This window comes from Promicromonospora sp. NPDC090134 (assembly GCF_044746965.1).
Classification (GTDB): Bacteria; Actinomycetota; Actinomycetes; order Actinomycetales; family Cellulomonadaceae; genus Promicromonospora.
Genome location: NZ_JBIVCZ010000006.1, coordinates 388,742 through 403,997 on the forward strand (window position 1 = coordinate 388,742; position 15,256 = coordinate 403,997).

General features: G+C 73.5%; 14 protein-coding genes. 4 read left to right on the top strand and 10 right to left on the bottom strand.

Annotated elements, in window-relative coordinates; genetic code table 11:
• Positions 1 to 3 precede the first annotated feature (3 nt).
• Together ACIPN7_RS18615 and ACIPN7_RS18620 are read right to left on the bottom strand one after the other, a co-directional pair.
• Positions 4 to 468, bottom strand: coding sequence for an HtaA domain-containing protein (locus ACIPN7_RS18615; RefSeq protein ID WP_400545403.1), 465 nt, complete (start codon positions 466 to 468; stop codon positions 4 to 6).
• Between the two features lie 29 nt (positions 469 to 497).
• Positions 498 to 1,301, bottom strand: a complete 804-nt coding sequence (locus tag ACIPN7_RS18620) for an alpha/beta fold hydrolase (RefSeq protein WP_400545406.1) — start codon at positions 1,299 to 1,301, stop codon at positions 498 to 500.
• 135 nt (positions 1,302 to 1,436) lie between these two features.
• Here ACIPN7_RS18620 and ACIPN7_RS18625 point away from each other — a divergent pair, with 135 nt between their 5' ends.
• A complete protein-coding gene (locus ACIPN7_RS18625) occupies positions 1,437 to 2,543 on the top strand; it encodes a glycerophosphodiester phosphodiesterase family protein (protein WP_400545409.1) in 1,107 nt (368 codons plus the stop codon).
• Positions 2,544 to 2,625: 82 nt separating this feature from the next.
• Here the strand turns inward: ACIPN7_RS18625 and ACIPN7_RS18630 are convergent, their stop codons facing one another.
• Together ACIPN7_RS18630 and ACIPN7_RS18635 are read right to left on the bottom strand one after the other, a co-directional pair.
• Complete coding sequence (locus ACIPN7_RS18630) at positions 2,626 to 3,075, bottom strand: ArsR/SmtB family transcription factor (protein ID WP_400545412.1); 450 nt, start codon at positions 3,073 to 3,075, stop codon at positions 2,626 to 2,628.
• Positions 3,076 to 3,729, bottom strand: a complete 654-nt coding sequence (locus ACIPN7_RS18635) for an SRPBCC domain-containing protein (protein ID WP_400545415.1) — start codon at positions 3,727 to 3,729, stop codon at positions 3,076 to 3,078.
• A 148-nt stretch (positions 3,730 to 3,877) separates the two neighbouring features.
• Here ACIPN7_RS18635 and ACIPN7_RS18640 point away from each other — a divergent pair, with 148 nt between their 5' ends.
• Positions 3,878 to 4,483 (top strand): GNAT family N-acetyltransferase, encoded by a 606-nt coding sequence (locus tag ACIPN7_RS18640; RefSeq protein WP_400545418.1) that lies wholly within the window; start codon positions 3,878 to 3,880, stop codon positions 4,481 to 4,483.
• 3 nt (positions 4,484 to 4,486) lie between these two features.
• Here ACIPN7_RS18640 and ACIPN7_RS18645 read toward each other — a convergent pair whose 3' ends face one another.
• Both ACIPN7_RS18645 and ACIPN7_RS18650 read right to left on the bottom strand, forming a co-directional pair.
• Entirely contained in the window at positions 4,487 to 4,882 is a 396-nt protein-coding gene (locus ACIPN7_RS18645; protein WP_400545421.1) for a hypothetical protein, read from the bottom strand.
• A gap of 47 nt (positions 4,883 to 4,929) precedes the next feature.
• Positions 4,930 to 6,057, bottom strand: coding sequence for a trans-sulfuration enzyme family protein (locus ACIPN7_RS18650; RefSeq protein WP_400545423.1), 1,128 nt, complete (start codon positions 6,055 to 6,057; stop codon positions 4,930 to 4,932).
• A gap of 59 nt (positions 6,058 to 6,116) precedes the next feature.
• Between ACIPN7_RS18650 and ACIPN7_RS18655 the strand changes: the two genes are divergently transcribed.
• A complete protein-coding gene (locus ACIPN7_RS18655) occupies positions 6,117 to 6,587 on the top strand; it encodes an Lrp/AsnC family transcriptional regulator (RefSeq protein ID WP_400545426.1) in 471 nt (156 codons plus the stop codon).
• A 78-nt stretch (positions 6,588 to 6,665) separates the two neighbouring features.
• Here the strand turns inward: ACIPN7_RS18655 and ACIPN7_RS18660 are convergent, their stop codons facing one another.
• The 4 genes from ACIPN7_RS18660 to ACIPN7_RS18675 form a co-directional block, all read right to left on the bottom strand.
• Positions 6,666 to 7,772 carry a serine protein kinase RIO gene (locus ACIPN7_RS18660; protein ID WP_400545429.1) on the bottom strand — a complete coding sequence of 369 codons (1,107 nt, stop codon included), beginning with the start codon at positions 7,770 to 7,772 and terminating at the stop codon, positions 6,666 to 6,668.
• A gap of 383 nt (positions 7,773 to 8,155) precedes the next feature.
• Positions 8,156 to 9,160, bottom strand: coding sequence for a hypothetical protein (locus ACIPN7_RS18665; protein ID WP_400545432.1), 1,005 nt, complete (start codon positions 9,158 to 9,160; stop codon positions 8,156 to 8,158).
• Positions 9,161 to 9,534: 374 nt separating this feature from the next.
• Positions 9,535 to 11,820 (bottom strand): serine/threonine protein kinase, encoded by a 2,286-nt coding sequence (locus tag ACIPN7_RS18670; protein WP_400545435.1) that lies wholly within the window; start codon positions 11,818 to 11,820, stop codon positions 9,535 to 9,537.
• 108 nt (positions 11,821 to 11,928) lie between these two features.
• Positions 11,929 to 13,152: a hypothetical protein gene (locus ACIPN7_RS18675; protein ID WP_400545438.1), complete on the bottom strand. Its 1,224-nt coding sequence runs from the start codon at positions 13,150 to 13,152 to the stop codon at positions 11,929 to 11,931.
• Positions 13,153 to 13,437: 285 nt separating this feature from the next.
• On the opposite strand from ACIPN7_RS18675, the gene ACIPN7_RS18680 reads away from it, so the two are divergent.
• A complete protein-coding gene (locus ACIPN7_RS18680; RefSeq protein WP_400545441.1) occupies positions 13,438 to 15,231 on the top strand; it encodes an ATPase in 1,794 nt (597 codons plus the stop codon).
• Positions 15,232 to 15,256 lie beyond the last annotated feature (25 nt).

Genomic DNA, 15,256 nt, shown 5'->3' on the forward strand with positions numbered 1-15,256 from the left:
GGGTCAGGAGAGGTCGATCGTCAGCGGCTCGAACGGGGTCGCCACCGGGTAGCTGCCGCCCCAGAGCTTCGCGCCGTCCTCCGTGAGCTCGACCTGCTGCCAGGTGAGGCGGGTGCCGTCGTCCGACCGCTCGGGCGCGCCGGCCAGGCGGAACGCGACCGTGCGCACGTCCGACTCGCGGTCCCGGATGGACATGGTCCAGTCGGGGCCGCCGTCGGCGGGGGCGTCGACCTCGATGTCGGCGACCTCGCCGACGAAGGAGCCGAAGTGCCCGATGAAGATCACGGAGCCGGTGAACGCGAACGACGTGCCCTCGGGGGACGGGTCGGGGGTGCGTTCCGGGTCGAGCGGGAAGTGGAACGAGGCGCCGCTGCCGCCTACGGCATCGTCCTGCACGATGCGGCCGCCAGGCGCCCCCATCACGTACATCAGCAGGCTTGCCTTGATCTCCCAGTCCAGATGAGCCACCTGAGAACGGTACCCCCACGCGGTGATTTCTACCGCTTTGCGCCGGGCGGGTGGGCGCGACAGAAGTCGCGGACGGCGTCGTTCACCTGCTCGGGACGCTCCAGATGGCTCAGGTGGCCCGCGCCCTCGATCACGACGAGCGTGGTGTCACCGATCGCCGCCTCGAACTGGCTCGCGACCGTGAGCGGGGAGCGCGCGTCCAGGCGTCCCCAGACCAGCAGCGTGGGGACGTCGATCCGGGGCAGCAGGTCGGTCAGATCGGCCTCCGCCATGATGCCCAGCTGCTGGGCGAGGGTGGCCGGGCGGACGTCTGCGGCGACGTCGGCGAGCAGCGGCACGAGCTCCGCCGGCGGAGCTCCGGCGAAGAGCCCGGGAAAGGTGGGGTCGAACTCCGCGGGAGGCGCGGCGAGCATCCTGCGTGCGCCGGCAGCTCGCGCCCGTACCTCGTCCGCGGGCAGCGACCCCTTCCAGCCGGCGTAGGTGTCGATCATGATCAGGGTCACCACGAGCTCGGGACGGCGGCGGTAGAGCTCGAGCGCCACGGTGCCGCCCCAGGACACGCCGGCGACGTGCGCGGGCCCGAGCCCCAGCGACTCGATCAGCGCTGCCAGCTCGTCCGCGTAACCGGCCAGGCCGAAGCCCTCGGGCAGGTCGGAGGACTGGCCGGCCCCAGGCTCGTCCCAGGCGACGACCGTGAGCTCGTCGGCCAGCCCGTCGAGCTGGAACCGCCAGACGCGGCAGTCCTCGGCGGCGCCGTGCACGAGAACAAGGAGGGGCCCCTCGCCGGCCCGGTCGTAGGCGATCCGGAGCCCGTCCGCCTCGATGAACTCCACCACTGCACGGTACGTGTACCGGGGTGGGCGCGCAGGAGACGCCCGGACGCACGTCGCCGGGCGTTCACGTCGGCGTCGCCCGCCTGACGGCGAGCCGCCATGACCCGGCCACGGGACCTGTCCAGGCTCTGACCCATGAGAACCACCCAGCAACGCCGCATCACCACAGCCCTCGCCGTGACCCTCGCGGGCACGCTGGCCCTGGGTGCCGCGCCGGCGTCGGCGCTGTCCGCCGACGCGGGCGACGCCGCACGCTCGGCCGCGCACCGCGACCGCACCTTCGACCTCCAGGCCCACCGGGGCGGCATCGCGCTCACCGTCGAGAACACGCTTCCGGCGTTCGACAACGCCCTCGCGCTCGGGGTCAGCACGCTCGAGCTGGACGTGCAGATCACGCAGGACGGGTACGCCGTCGTGACCCACGACCGCGACCCGAGCCCGGCCAAGTGCGTCGACACGCAGCCGGCGTTCCCGGGCGACCCCGAGTTCCCCTACGTGCCCAACAAGACGTACATCAAGGACCTCACGCTCGCGCAGGTCCGCACCCTGGACTGCGGGTCGCTGCGCCAGCCGCAGTTCCCCGGGCAGGAGCTGCATCCGGGCGAGCGGATGCCGCTGCTGTCGGAGGTCCTGGCGTTGGTCAACCGGCACCGGGCGCACCAGGTCATGCTCAACATCGAGACCAAGGTCGAGGCGGGCGCCCCCGAGCAGACGGCGCCGCGCGAGCAGTTCGTGCAGGTCGTCGCGCGTGAGGTGCGCACGGCGCGGCTCGTCGACCAGGTGACGATCCAGAGCTTCGACTGGGGCTCGCTCATGCGGATGAGCCAGGTCGAGCCGCGCTTCGGCCTGGTGGCGCTGACCAACGGCCAGCAGTTTCTCCAGGTCGGCGTCGAGGGTGCGTCGCCGTGGCTCGGCGGCCTGGACATCGACGACTTCCCGGGCTCGATCCAGCAGAAGTTCGTCGCGGCCGCCGCCTCGTTCGGCGCCGACGCCGTCTCGCCCGTGCACGGCGACCCGCAGGGCGGCAGCGTGTCCGACCCGGGCTACGTCCCGTTCACCACGCCCGAGCTCGTCCGCGCCGCGCACCGCGCGGGCATGGACGTGATCCCGTGGACCGTCGACGATCGCGCCACGATCGAGTCCCTGATGGACATCGGCGTCGACGGCCTCATCACCGACCGGCCGGACCTGCTGCGCACGATCATCGCGGAGCGCCACCTCAAGCTCCCGAAGCGCTACTGACACGCTGGAACCAGCACGTGTCAGACGCTCAGGTCACCAGAGTGACTGAGCGTCTGACACGCCGACGCCGGCGGGCGCAGAGTCAACCGGCCGCCTCGCCCTGGGCGGTTTCCTCCCGGGTTGCTGCCCGACGGCGGTCCCGGCGCCCGCGGGCCAGCTCCGTCGCCAGGGCGTCGAGCGGCTGGGCGAACGTGTCCTCGAAGCGGGCGAGCCAGGCCTGGGCGGCGGCGGTCCCGGCGTCGTCCACGGCGTAGAGGCGGCGGGTGCCCTCGGCGCGCACCTGCACCAGGCCGGCCTCGCGCAGCACCTTCAGGTGCTGCGAGACCGCCGGCTGTGTGATGCGCACGCGCGCCTGCAGCGCGGCGACCAGGGCGCCGGCCGGCTGCTCGCCCGCGACGAGCAGCTCCAGCAGCCGACGCCGGACCGGGTCGCCGAGCGCCTCGAACACCCCGGCCCGGGCCGCGTCGAGCGCGCCAGCGGGTCCGCCGTCCGGTCCGCCGTCGTCCCCCGGCGCGGCCGCGGCCGCCGGCACTCAGGCCTCCGGCGTCGGGGCCGGCGTGGTGTAGAAGGCCAGGGTGCGCTCGCCCGCGGCCCGTGCCGCGTCGGCGTCGTCCCCGTCGGCGATCGCGGCGTCGGCCCAGCCGGCGCTGGCGTGCCGCGCGAACTCCACGCCCTCGGGGGAGAGGGCCCACGCCTCGGACTCCTTGGGGTCCATCGTGGCGCCGGTGGCGAGGTGCAGGCCCAGCCCGAGGAGGCCGAGGTCCCAGCCGACACCGACGGCGCCCGGGCCGTACTGGGTCCAGAAGTCGGGGTCCACGGGGGACTCGTGCAGCAGCTCGAGGGTGGTGCCGCCGTCGGCGGGCGTGAGGGAGACCTCCACCCAGGAGACGCCGCCGCCGAACTCCCACGTGACGGCGAACGACTCGGGCGCGTCGCAGCGCTCGACGAGCCCGCCGGCATTGCCCTCGAGCTGGTAGCGGCCGCCGACGCTGAGGTCGCCGCTGACCGGCATGAACCAGCGGGGGATGCGCTCGGGTGAGGTGACCGCCTGCCAGAGGTCCGACTGCTCGGCGTCGTAGGTGCGCCGGGCGACGGCGATCTTGGTCGGGGTGCCGTCCCGGCTGCCGTCGCGGACCTCGCGGGAGACGAGGCCGGCGGTGGCGACGGGGTCGATGGTGATGGACATGCTCACTCCTTCAATAAGTGGACACTTATATTAGGTCACAGGTCCGGCCGGGAGGCAAGTGCCGAGGCGCGGGCGCCGCGGTGGCGATAAATAGTGTGCCAAGCGCCGACTGGACGCGCGTGTCGGTGACGGGGAGTAGGTTCCGAGAATGGCCCCGGAGGAGAAGGCCCAGATCGCGGTGGTGCCCGCCACGGCCGACCGGTTCGACGACATCGCGCGCGTCCTCAACCCGAGCGGGCGCGAGCAGGCGTGCTGGTGCATGCACTGGCGCGCGCCGGCGAAGGAGGACGTGACCACGCGCGGCGCCCGGCTGCGCGCGCTCACGGAGGAGGAGCCCGCGCCGGGCATGCTCGCCTACCTCGACAGCGGCGAGGTCGCCGGCTGGCTCGGCTTCTCGGTGCGGTCGGCGGCCCGGTCGCTGCAGCGCTCCCGCGTGCTGCCGGTGGGGGAGCCGGAGACCTGGCCCACCACCTGGGTGTTCATGTGCGTGACGGTGCGCGCGGGCTTCCGCAGGCAGGGCGTCGCCCGGGCGCTGCTCGACGCCGGGGTCGACTACGCCGCAGCCCACGGGGCTACAGCGCTCGAAGCCTTCCCCGTGGAGCCCGAGGACGGGCGCCGGGTCCCGGTGAGCGCGGCGTTCGTCGGTACGGTCGCGATGTTCGAGCGAGCGGGCTTCGACCGGCTGGCGCCGACCGACGCCACGAGCGGGCGCCTGACCCGGTGGCACATGCGGCGGGAGATCGTGCCGGCCTGAGGGCTACTCCTCGACCGGCACGACCACGCACAGCTCGAACGTCTCCCGGCCCCGGCGGAGCAGGTAGCGCGCCCGGTCCGCCGTGGCCTCCGAGGCGTTCTCGTCCTTGAAGCTCCAGCGCACGTCGACCCACAGCAGCGCGTCGCCCAGCTGCTCGACCGCCTTGATCTCGGGCACGGCGGCGACCAGCCCCTGCTCGCGGTAGGAGGCGAGCATGCTGCCGAGGCTCGCGCGCGCAGCCTCGGCGTCGGGCACCACGAGGGACTGGTCCGCCTGCACCACGACCGACGGGTAGCCGAGGCTCTCGGTCACGGCTTCCAGGTCGCCCGACCCGAGCGCGACGCCGTAGCCGACAAGGAACGTGAGCAGGTCGTCCTGGTCGTACGGGGTACTGGTCATGCCCTCACGGTAGGCGGACGACGCCCGGGCCACCACGTCACGCGAACTCACCGGGCGGCGCGGTCGATCGCCTGGTCCAGGTCGGCCCACAGGTCCTCGACGTCCTCCAGCCCCACGGAGAGGCGCACCAGGTCCGGCGAGATGCCCGCCTCCTTGCGGGACACCTCGTCCATGATCCGGTGGGTCAGCGACGCCGGGTGCTGGATCAGGCTGTCCACGCTGCCGAGGCTCACGGCCGGGGTGATCAGCCGGACGGCGGAGACCAGCGCCACCGGGTCGGCCGACGTCTCGAACGACACCATCGCCCCGCCGATGCTCGGGTAGTGCACCCGGGTCACCCGCGGGTGCTCGCCCAGCCGGCGGGCCAGCTCAGCCGCGGTCGCAGCCGCCCCGCGCACCCGCACCGGCAGCGTCGCCAGGCCGCGGAGCAGCTCGTACCCCGCCATCGGGTGCAGCATGGCGCCGGTGACGAACCGGACCTGACGCAGCGACCGGGCCATCTCCTCGCCGCAGGCCACCACGCCGCCCATGACGTCGCCGTGCCCGCCCAGGTACTTCGTGGCGCTGTGCAGCACCATCGCGGCCCCCTGCTCCAGCGGTCGCTGCAGCACCGGCGTGGCGAACGTGCTGTCCACCAGCACGGGCACCGGCGCACAGGCGTCGGTCAGCGCGCGCAGGTCCACCTCGTCGAGCGTGGGGTTGGCGGGGCTCTCCACGACCACGAGCCCGGTCCGGCCCGTGATGGCCGACGCCGCGTCCTCCGGCGTCGCCCACGTCACCGACGTGCCGAGCAGCCCGGAGTCGAGCAGGTGGTCGGTCGTGCCGTACAGCGGCCGCACCCCGACGACGTGCGGCCGGCCCGCCGCGACCTGGGTCAGCAGGCACGCCGACAGCGCGGCCATGCCGCTCGCGAACGCGACCGCGGCCTCCGCCCCCTCGAGCTCGGCCAGGGCGTTCTCGAAGCGGCGCACGGTCGGGTTGGCGACGCGGCCGTAGACGGGCGGACCGCCGTCGTCGTGCCCCTCGGCGAACTCGTCCAGGCGGGTGGCCTCCGCGACGACGTCGTGCGACGGGTAGGTGGTGGACAGGTCGATGGGCGGGGCATGGAGCCCGAGCGCGGCGAGGTCGTCCTTGCCGGCGTGGACGGCGCGCGTGGTCCAGGAATGCATGCTCATGGGTGACTATCGGCATTCTCGCTGTCCGACGGCGCCGCGGCGTGCTAGATATTCGGCCCATGACCCAGAACGTGCTCCTGGATTCGGTGGACCGGGCCCTGCTGATCGAGCTGCAGAACGACGGGCGCCTCCCCAACAAGACGCTCGCGCAGCGGGTCGGTGTCGCGCCGTCGACCTGCCTGGCGCGCATCCAGCGACTGCAGAACGCGGGGGTGATCCGCGGGTACCACGCCGCGATCGACCCGGCCGCCGTCGGGCGCGGGCTGCAGGCCATGCTGATGGTGCGGCTGACCACGCACTCGCGGCCCCTGTTGGGGCCGTTCGTCGAGTGGGTGCGCCGGCTGCCGCAGACCCGCGCGGTGCACCACGTGTCGGGGCCCGACGACTTCCTGATCAACGTGGCCTGCGCCGACACCGACGAGCTGCAGCGCCTGGTGCTCGACTTCACCGCGCGCGGCGAGGTGGGCCGGGTGCAGACCGACCTGGTGTTCTCGTCCTGGACCTGCGGTCCGGTCACCCCGGCGGAGTGAGCCCTTCGACGTGTCAGACGTACAGGTCACCCGAGGGGCCTGTACGTCTGACACGTTCGGCGGGGTTCGCCGTGCCGGTCAGAACGCCTGCGCCAGGAGGTCGGCGAACAGGGCGTCCGGGTCGACGTCCAGCCCGCGGGCGATGAACCAGTCGGACACGGTGCGGCAGTCGCGCAGCAGCACGTCGCTCGAGAACGGGTTGGCCGCCAGGTCCACGACCTGCGGCAGGTCGATGATGACCAGCCGCTCGCCGTGGGCCAGGATGTTGTACGGCGACAGGTCGCCGTGCGCGAGGCCGAGCCGGGCCAGCACGGACATTCCGTGTGTGAGCTGGTCCCAGTACGACTCGAGCAGGTCGTCCGACGGGCGCACCCGGGTCAGGCGCGGTGCGGCGACCGCCTGGGTGCGGCCCAGCTCGTCGGTCTCCTCGGTGCCGATGAACTCCATCAGCACCTCGGTCCCGTCGATCTGCACGGGGTAGGGCACGGGCGCGCCCGCCTGCCAGGCCTCACGCAGGGCGACGAACTCGGCGTCGGCCCACTGGGTGGCGGACACCGCACGGCCCCAGGCGGACTTGCGGTCCTCCATGGCGCGCTGGTCGCGCGTGCGCCGCACGGTGCGGCCCTCGGTGTACTCCGACCCGCGGTGGAACTGACCGTGCTCCAGGCTGCGGTACCGCTTGGCGACCAGCAGGCAGCGGGTGGCCGCCTGGTCGAGCGCCAGGTCCGGGGCGTCGGACGCCGGGCCCGCGCCCTCCGGGACCGCACGCTCCACGAGGAACGCGTCGGCCTCCTTCCCGGTCTTGAGGATGCCGAGCTCGGTGTCGAGCGCGGCGTCGCGGGTGACCACCCATTCGGGCAGCGGTTCGGGCCCGCGGGCCCCCTTGGCGACCGACCGCCAGGTGGACCAGCGCTGCCCGGGGCCGGGCTGGGTGGGGTCTGGCTGGGTGGGGTCGGGCTGGTCGTGGTGCGGCTGGGTGGGGTCGTGCGGGACGACGTCGGACAGGCCGAGCTGGTCGGCGTCGTCCACAGCCGTGGGGTAGTAGCCCTCCAGGTCCTCGCGGCCGACCCGCGTACGGCGGGCGGGTCGACGCTCGTCGTCGGCGGACCAGACGTCGGACCTGCCGCCTCTGCCGGCTGCAGCGTGGATGAGGGCGGGCTTGGGTGCTTCGGGAAAACGGGGCAAGTCGGTGCTCCTTGATGCTGGAGCATCGCCGGATCAGTCCCGGGTGCTCCTGGTGACAGTGGCGTCTGCTGCCGCGAAGGCAGCCGCGCGAACGACGTCGTCCATCACTGCCTCCTTCCTGTCCGCACCGTGCTCGAACGCACGTGCCGGAGCCGTTCCTACCTGATGAGCTGGCCGGTCAGCGAGCGCCTCAGGGGTTGACCCGGTGACCGTGCGACGAGCATCGCACGCCCTCCGGACGCGGCGCACCTGAATATTTGAGGTCGGCACATTCCTGCGACGTCGGCAGTCTGCGCCCAGGTCGGCACAGGCCTGTGCCGACCTCGATGCAGACTGCCGAGTTTGCAGGGCAAACTGCCGCCACCCGGAGCGAACTGCCGTGGTCAGGACGGCGGCAGGAGGGGGTTGATCCAGGCTCGCTGCAGCACGTGGGGTGGCAGGTGGGCCGTGAGGCGGGCGAGCATCGACTGGACGTCACTGCGGTCGGACGCCGCGACGCGTTCCACGGTGATCCCTGCCCTGCGGATCGCCTCGGCACGACTCTTCTCGTTCATGTACTCGCGTGCGGGGTCGTGACCGGCGCCGACGCCGTCCGGTCGGTACTTGATCAGGCCGTCGAACTCGATGCCCAGGTTCCACTGCTCGTAGCCGAGGTCGGTGTGGAACAGGCCACGGTCGGTCGACACGGGCATCTGGGTGGCAGGTCTGGGCAGGCCGGTCCGCAGCATCTCGTAGCGCACCCATGTCTCCCAGGGTGAGTGCGAGCCGCCGTCCGCCAGCTCGAGGACCAGCCGTGCGCGCCGGACGCCGCGCCAGACGCCGCGCCGGACGCCGCGCCGCTCGGTCCGGATACCGAGTTCCGCCAGGAGCTCGGCGCGGTCGACGTCCTGGCCCAGCGCGAAGTCGGCGATGACGAGGGCTTCCAGCGGGTGCAGCGTCAGCGCGCAGTCCACGACGGTACGCACGAGCGACGTCACCGGAAGACCATGCACGGTGACGACGGCGTCGGCCGGAACGGTGCCCACGTGTCGGACGATGTCCTTCGCCGCGCGGCTCGAGGGGCGGTAGCGCTGGTAGACGTGTGTGCGGTCAGGCACGGTCCATACGGGACAGCCCAGAAGGAGCGCCGCCGTCGTGTGGCTGAACACCGCCTCCGAGCGCAGTTGCCGGTGCAGCGCCCGGGCGCGGGCGAGCTCCCGGTTCCGCTTCTCGCGCGGAGCCGAGGCGGGACCGTCCGTCCGGATGGCGTCCGGATCGCAGTAGGCACCCCGGCGGATGCGGATCAACGAGCCCTGGCGGCTGGCGAGTGCCAGCTGATTCTTGTCCTGCTCGCGTGCCAGGAGTACTTCTGGGACGGCGACGCCGTCCTGGGTAGAGGTCACCTTCATGGACACGAGCGTGCCGGGCGGGTAACGCTCGGGTGCCGCCGTGCCGGACGCCCTGTGCACAAGGCTGCGTCGACCCCGCCTGTGGTCGTGCTCGAACCGTTGCGCCGCCGTGCCGAGGGGCTCCCGGCGGCGGGTCGCGATGCTGGCCCGTTCATGTGGCCAGCCACGGGAGCGGCACTTCCCTCAGCGCTCGGCACTTGGCATCGAGATCGGCACAGGCCTGTGCCGATCTCGATGCCAAGTGCCGAGTCTGCAGGGCAAACTGCCGAGGATCAGTGCGGACTGCCGACTCTTCAGCCCTCTGAGTTCCTGCCCCCTGACGCGGCCGACCCTGACGCGGCCGACCCTGACGCCGCCGACACTGACGCCGGGCGTCAGCCCTCGTCCGAGTTCCAGCGGAGGGCGTCCTCGAAGGACTGCCAGATCGAGTCCCGCACGTCCTCGGTCGTGTCCTGGACGCCCTGTTCGAGGTCGTCCTGGATCTGCTCGCGCTGCTCCTGGAACGAGTCGCGCGCGTCCTGCGTGACCTGCTGCGCGTAGCCGACGACGCCCTGCACCGCGATCACGATGACCCACACCACGACGACCAGCCAGAACGGCCAGGTGCGGCCGCCGCGGCGCGCGCGCACCGCGCGCACGAGGTTGACGAGGGCGGCCGCGATGATGCCGAGCAGCGGGATCGAGAGCTCCGCCATGCGCGGGGCCCACTCCGGGTCGAGGCCCAGGGTCGCCACCGTGATGTCGCCGAGCGCGGCGAACAGGGGCAGCTCGGCCGCGCTGGGCATCGCGTCGAAGCCCGGGATGAGGCGCACGAGCTGGTAGAGCGCGATCGCGAGCAGGATCCGCGGGATCCAGCCGAGGATCGTCGCCACGGCGTGCAGGCCACCGTCCGAGCTCCGGTCGGAGCGCGCGTCACGCTCGTCACGGGCGTCCCGCCGCGAGTGCCCCGCCGCGGGCCCGGCCGGCTGGACCGGCCCCGTCGGCTGGACCGGCCCGGTGGGCTGCACCGGTCCCGTCGGCTGCTGCTGCACTGGCGGCTGCACCGGCCCGGTCGGCCGCTGCACGGGCTGCGTGCCGGTCGTCCCGGGCTGCTGCGCCGGCGACGGCGCCGTCCGGGCGGCCGTCGCCGAGCCCGGACGGAACGACGGCGCGACCTGCGTCGCCTGCTGCGGTGCCTGCGCCACCCGCGGCGCGCTGCTGGTGTGCCGGCGGGGCGTGGTCGCCCCGGGGGTGCCGGGCAGCGGCAGGCCGTGGCGCTGCCGGTAGGCGGCCCAGCCCTCGAACGTGTCGGAGTACCCCTCCGGCGTGAACGCCGGGGCCCACCGCATCGCGGCCCACAGGTAGTCCTTGATCGCGGCGGGCGCGCGCCCGCCGGCCCGCTGCGGCCCGACGGCGGCCAGGTACGTCGAGATGACCTCCTCGGCCGCGCCGTCGAACCCGTCGCCGTGCACCTGGTGCAGGCGGCCCATGAGCTGCTGGTCGTAGACCAGGTTGGTCATGGGTTCGCCCGGCTGCACGGGGTTGCTCGCGAGCACGCTGGTGGGCGCCACGGTGGCCGCCGCAGCGCTGCCCGTGAGCACCTCGGTGACCAGGCCGCGCTCGATCGTGGTGGCCCCCGCCGCGGCGAGCAGCGCGGGGTCGAGCCGGGCGCTGTCCGTGGCGAGCTGGGCCACGGTGCGCGACAGGTTGTGCAGCGGCGGGCGGTCCTCGGGCCGGTGCCGCGTCATGGCCAGGATCAGGGGCAGCAGCCGCTGGTCCACGGGCCCGACGTCGGCCGCCGTCAGGTCACGCCCCGCGAAGTTGAGGTCGTTGGGAAGCTGCCCCGTGGCGAGGAAGATCAGGAGCAGGCCCAGGCTGTACACGTCGGAGCGGGCGTGCGGCTTGCGCACGAACAGCTCGGGCGCCATGTACGAGATGGTGCCCGCCGCGTGCGTCGACGTCGTGGTGCCGTGCCCCTTGGCGATACCGAGGTCGATGAGCACGTACCGGTCGGGCGCGGCGATGATGTTGGCCGGCTTCACGTCCCGGTGCAGGAAGTGCTCCTCCTGGAGCACGGCGAGGGCGTCGAGCACGTCGTCGGCCACGCGCAGCACCTCGTGCACCGGCAGGGGGCCTTCCGCGGCCAGGCGCTGGGACAGCGTGGGACCCGGCACGAGCTCCATCGCGAACCACGGCGTGGGGGAGTCCAGGCCGGCCGCGACGAGCTGCGGGAACCCGCGTCCGGCGAGCCGCTCCAGCAGGGCGGCCTCGCCGACGAACCGGTCCAGCGAACCCGACTCGGTGTTGGTCAGCACCTTGAGTGCCACCTCGCCGCCCTGGCCCGTGGCCCGGTACACGTGGGCGAACCCGCCGTGGCCGAGCGAGTCACCGAGCTGGAACGGCCCGAGCACCTCGCCCGTCGCGGGGATCCGCGGCACGGCTCCGGGCACCCCGGAACCGGTGTACCCGCCACCGGCTCCTTGCCCGACGCCGCCCCCGGACGGCCCGGTGGGCAGCACCACCCGCGTGGGCGCGGTGGGCGGCGGGACGGTCCGCGTGGGCGCGGGCGGCGGCGGCACCGCCCGCGTGGACGGCGTCGGCACGACGGCGGTCTGGTCGCCACCCCCGACCGGCTGTCCGGCAGGGCGTGCGGCCGTCATGCGGGTGGTCTCGTCGGACAAGCAAGGACTCCTCAGCAGTGCACCGGAACTACCGGCTGGACGTGAGAAACGCTATCAGCGTCCTGCCCCTGACCGCGGTCGAAGTGCCCGACCCGTGACCTGGCCGGCTCAGCCGTTTCCGCCGGGCAGCGCGTCCTCGAGCTGGTCGCCGATGCTCTCCTCGACGCTGTCCGTCGCGTTCTGCTGGGCGTCCTCGACGCTCTTGTCGATCTCCTGCTGCACCGAGTCCTTCGCGTCCTGCTTGGCGTCCTCGATCTCCTGGTCCACCGTGTCCTGGACGTTCTGCTTCACGTTCTCGGTGGCGTCCTGGGCGTAGCCGACGATGCCGCCGACGGCGAACACCACGATCCAGGCGACGATCGCCAGCCCGTACGGCCAGATCGCCAGCGACGTGTTCAGCGACCGGATCGTGTTGAACAGGCCGGCCAGCGCGATGCCGAGCACCGAGATGGTCATGTTCGCGGCCTGGTCCGACCACTCGGGGTTGAGGTTGAGCATGCCGAGCACGCCGTCGCCGATCCCGCGGAACAACGGGAACTGCGAGACGTCGGGCATGACGTCGAACCCGGGGATCAGCCGGATCAGCTGGTACACGCTCAGCGCGAGCAGGATCCGCGGGATCCATGCCAGCACGGCGCCCGCCGTCGAGCCGCCCCCGCGGGAGTCGTCGTCGCGGTCGCGACGCTGCGGCACCGGGCGGCCGGACTGCGGGCCGAAACCCTGCTCGAACGGGTTGGGCGGGCCCGCCTGCTGTCCCTGCTGCTGCCCCGGCTGACCGGGCTGGGGGTAGCCGGGCTGCTGTCCGTACCCCTGGCCGTAGCCCTGCTGTCCGTAACCCTGCTGCCCGGCCTGGCCCGGCTGACCGTACGCGGCAGTCTGGCCGTAGCTCTGCTGGCCGTATCCCTGCTGACCCTGCTGACCCTGCTGCCCGTAGGCGGGCTGCTGGCCGTACCCCTGCTGTCCCTGCCCGTAGCCGGCCTCGCCGGGGAAGGCGCCGGGGGTCTGGACCTGCGTGGGCTGCTCGGTCTCGTAGGGCCGGTACGGCCGGGCGGGCGGCGGCGTCGCCGACCGGTAGTCCCGCTGTGCGCCCGCCGGAGGCAGGAGCTGGGTGGACTCGTCGACGGCGGAGGCGCCGCGCGGCGGGGGCATCACCTGGGTCGACTCGTCGACGGGCGAGCCGCCGCGGGGCGGTGGCATCAGCTGCGTGGACTCGTCGACGGGGGCGGCGCCGCGGGGCGGCGGCATGAGCTGCGTGGACTCGTCGACCGGAGAGCCGCCCTGGTTCCCCGGGACCCGCTGTCCGGCGCCACCACCCGGTGCGAATGCGCTCATCCGCTGGGTCGCGTCATACGATGACGGGGCTCCCGGCTGCCCCGGACGAGCCGGTGGTCGCTGGATCTGCGTCGGGTCGGCCGCCGGAGGAATTCGGCGGGTGGGCTCGTCGGACACGCAAGGGCTCCTCGGTTGTGGTCCCGGTTTCGACACCTGTTTGCGCGAGAACCTACCAGGTGGGGTGAATGCCCCGTTGGGGTGGCCAGCGGGTCGATCATGGCCGACGCTTGCTCTCGGGGGCGAACCCACGATCTGCCGCCTGCCCAGGAACTTCGGAGGAAACGCATGAGCTCTGACACCGTGCCACGCTGGCCTCGGATCGACGCGATCGTCCGCGAGGACGGTTCCGGCGAGGTGACGATCGACGGGACGTTCCACCCGATCGCCGCCGGCAGCCTGGAAGAGGCACGGGTGGAGGTCCTGCGCCGGGTCACGGAGAACGCCGTACAGATCGGCAGGCCAGTGCGGGCCTCCGCGACCGGCCCGGAGGGGCTCTGGAACCTGATCGTGCACCCGGACGGGACCGTGGTGCCGGAGGAGGACGAGCTCGCGCCGCCGTCGTCGCCGACGCCGCAGGCGCCGGCCGCCTCCCCGCTTCCCGAGCCGCTTCCCGAGCCGCTCCCGGAGCCGCTGCCTCAGCCCGCGGCCGGGCCGGGGACGATCCCGGCCCCCGCGTTCGAGGGCGTGCCGGTCGCTGACCTGGCCCCGGGCGGCGACACCGCCGTCCCCGAGGCGATCGAGCCGATCGACACGGACACCGTGCGCCGCGCCCCGCGGGCGCCCGAGGGATCGAACGGCGCCGGCGCGCCGTCCGCCCCGGAGGCAGGCCCTGCGTTCGCGCCGGAAGTCCCTGCGTTCGCGCCGGACCCCGCGGAGAACCTGCCCGCCCCGGGCGTCGCGCCCACCATTCCTCTCCCGTCCGACGGCGCGCCCGCGGCCGGCGACCAGGGCGTGGCCGACTGGGTCCGCGAGAACGCGGCGCAGGACCTCCCGGGCGGCGTCTCCAACGGCGTCCCGGGCGGCGTCCTCGGCGACCCCGCGGGCCCCGCGCCCGTCAACGGGGCGCCCACGGCCGACCACACCGGTCCGGACGGCGGGCTCTCCACGCCGGCGTCGGGCCCCACGCGGGCCGTCGAGGGTGACGCGCCGCGCTCGCGCCGCGAGGCGCGGCAGTCGTTCCTCACGCACCAGCAGGACGAGGACCCGGCCACGCAGGGCTTCCGCGGGATGCTGACCCGCATGGGCATCCGGGTGGGGCCGAGCGAGTCGGAGCGGGCCGAGCGGGCCGACGAGCGCGCGGTGAGCCAGCACTGGCCCGGCCCGCGCACCATCTCGATGGTCAACGGCAAGGGCGGCGCGGGCAAGACGCCGTCGACGGTGCTGCTCGCGGCGGTCTTCGCGCAGTTCGGTGGCGCGGGCGTGGTCACGTGGGACAACAACCAGACCCGCGGCACGCTGGGCTGGCGCACCGAGCAGGGTCCGCACGAGTCCACCCTCCTGGACCTGCTGCCGCAGACCGACCGGCTCCTGGGCCCGTCGGCGCAGGCCGCCGACCTCGCGCGGTACGTGCACCACCAGACGCGCGACCGGTTCGACGTGCTGCGGTCCAAGCCGATCGCCATGGCCAACGAGCAGCGGATCGAGCCGCAGGACGTGGACGCGATCCACTCCGTGCTCTCGAAGTACTACCGGATGATCCTCATCGACTCCGGCAACGACGAGTCCGACCCGATGTGGCAGCGGATGATCGACCTGACCGACCAGCTCGTGGTCGCCACCACGACGCGCGACGACCACGCCGAGGCCGGGGCCCTGCTGCTGGAGGCGCTCGGCACCCGCGACGGACGGTCGGCCTACCTGGCGCAGCAGTCGGTGGTCGTGGTGAGCCAGGCCGACCCCAAGGAGTCGTCGGGCGAGCTGGAGAAGGTCGCCGACGGGTACCGGGCGCTGGCCCGCGAGGTCGTCACCATCCCGTTCGACCCGGCGATGGTCGACGGGCACCTGCGGTACGGCGCCCTGCGCCCGGAGACCCGGCGCGCCTGGCTCGCCGCCGGCGCCGCCGTGGCCGGCGGCCTCTGAGCGAGGGTCGAGCGACGTCCGGCCC

Coding starts and splice junctions, on each gene's coding strand:
- ACIPN7_RS18625 (WP_400545409.1), top strand. CDS start 1,437: ATGAGAACCACCCAGCAACGCCGCATCACCACAGCCCTCGCCGTGACC.
- ACIPN7_RS18635 (WP_400545415.1), bottom strand. CDS start 3,729: ATGTCCATCACCATCGACCCCGTCGCCACCGCCGGCCTCGTCTCCCGC.
- ACIPN7_RS18640 (WP_400545418.1), top strand. CDS start 3,878: ATGGCCCCGGAGGAGAAGGCCCAGATCGCGGTGGTGCCCGCCACGGCC.
- ACIPN7_RS18645 (WP_400545421.1), bottom strand. CDS start 4,882: ATGACCAGTACCCCGTACGACCAGGACGACCTGCTCACGTTCCTTGTC.
- ACIPN7_RS18650 (WP_400545423.1), bottom strand. CDS start 6,057: ATGAGCATGCATTCCTGGACCACGCGCGCCGTCCACGCCGGCAAGGAC.
- ACIPN7_RS18655 (WP_400545426.1), top strand. CDS start 6,117: ATGACCCAGAACGTGCTCCTGGATTCGGTGGACCGGGCCCTGCTGATC.
- ACIPN7_RS18665 (WP_400545432.1), bottom strand. CDS start 9,160: ATGAAGGTGACCTCTACCCAGGACGGCGTCGCCGTCCCAGAAGTACTC.
- ACIPN7_RS18675 (WP_400545438.1), bottom strand. CDS start 13,152: ATGAGCGCATTCGCACCGGGTGGTGGCGCCGGACAGCGGGTCCCGGGG.
- ACIPN7_RS18680 (WP_400545441.1), top strand. CDS start 13,438: ATGAGCTCTGACACCGTGCCACGCTGGCCTCGGATCGACGCGATCGTC.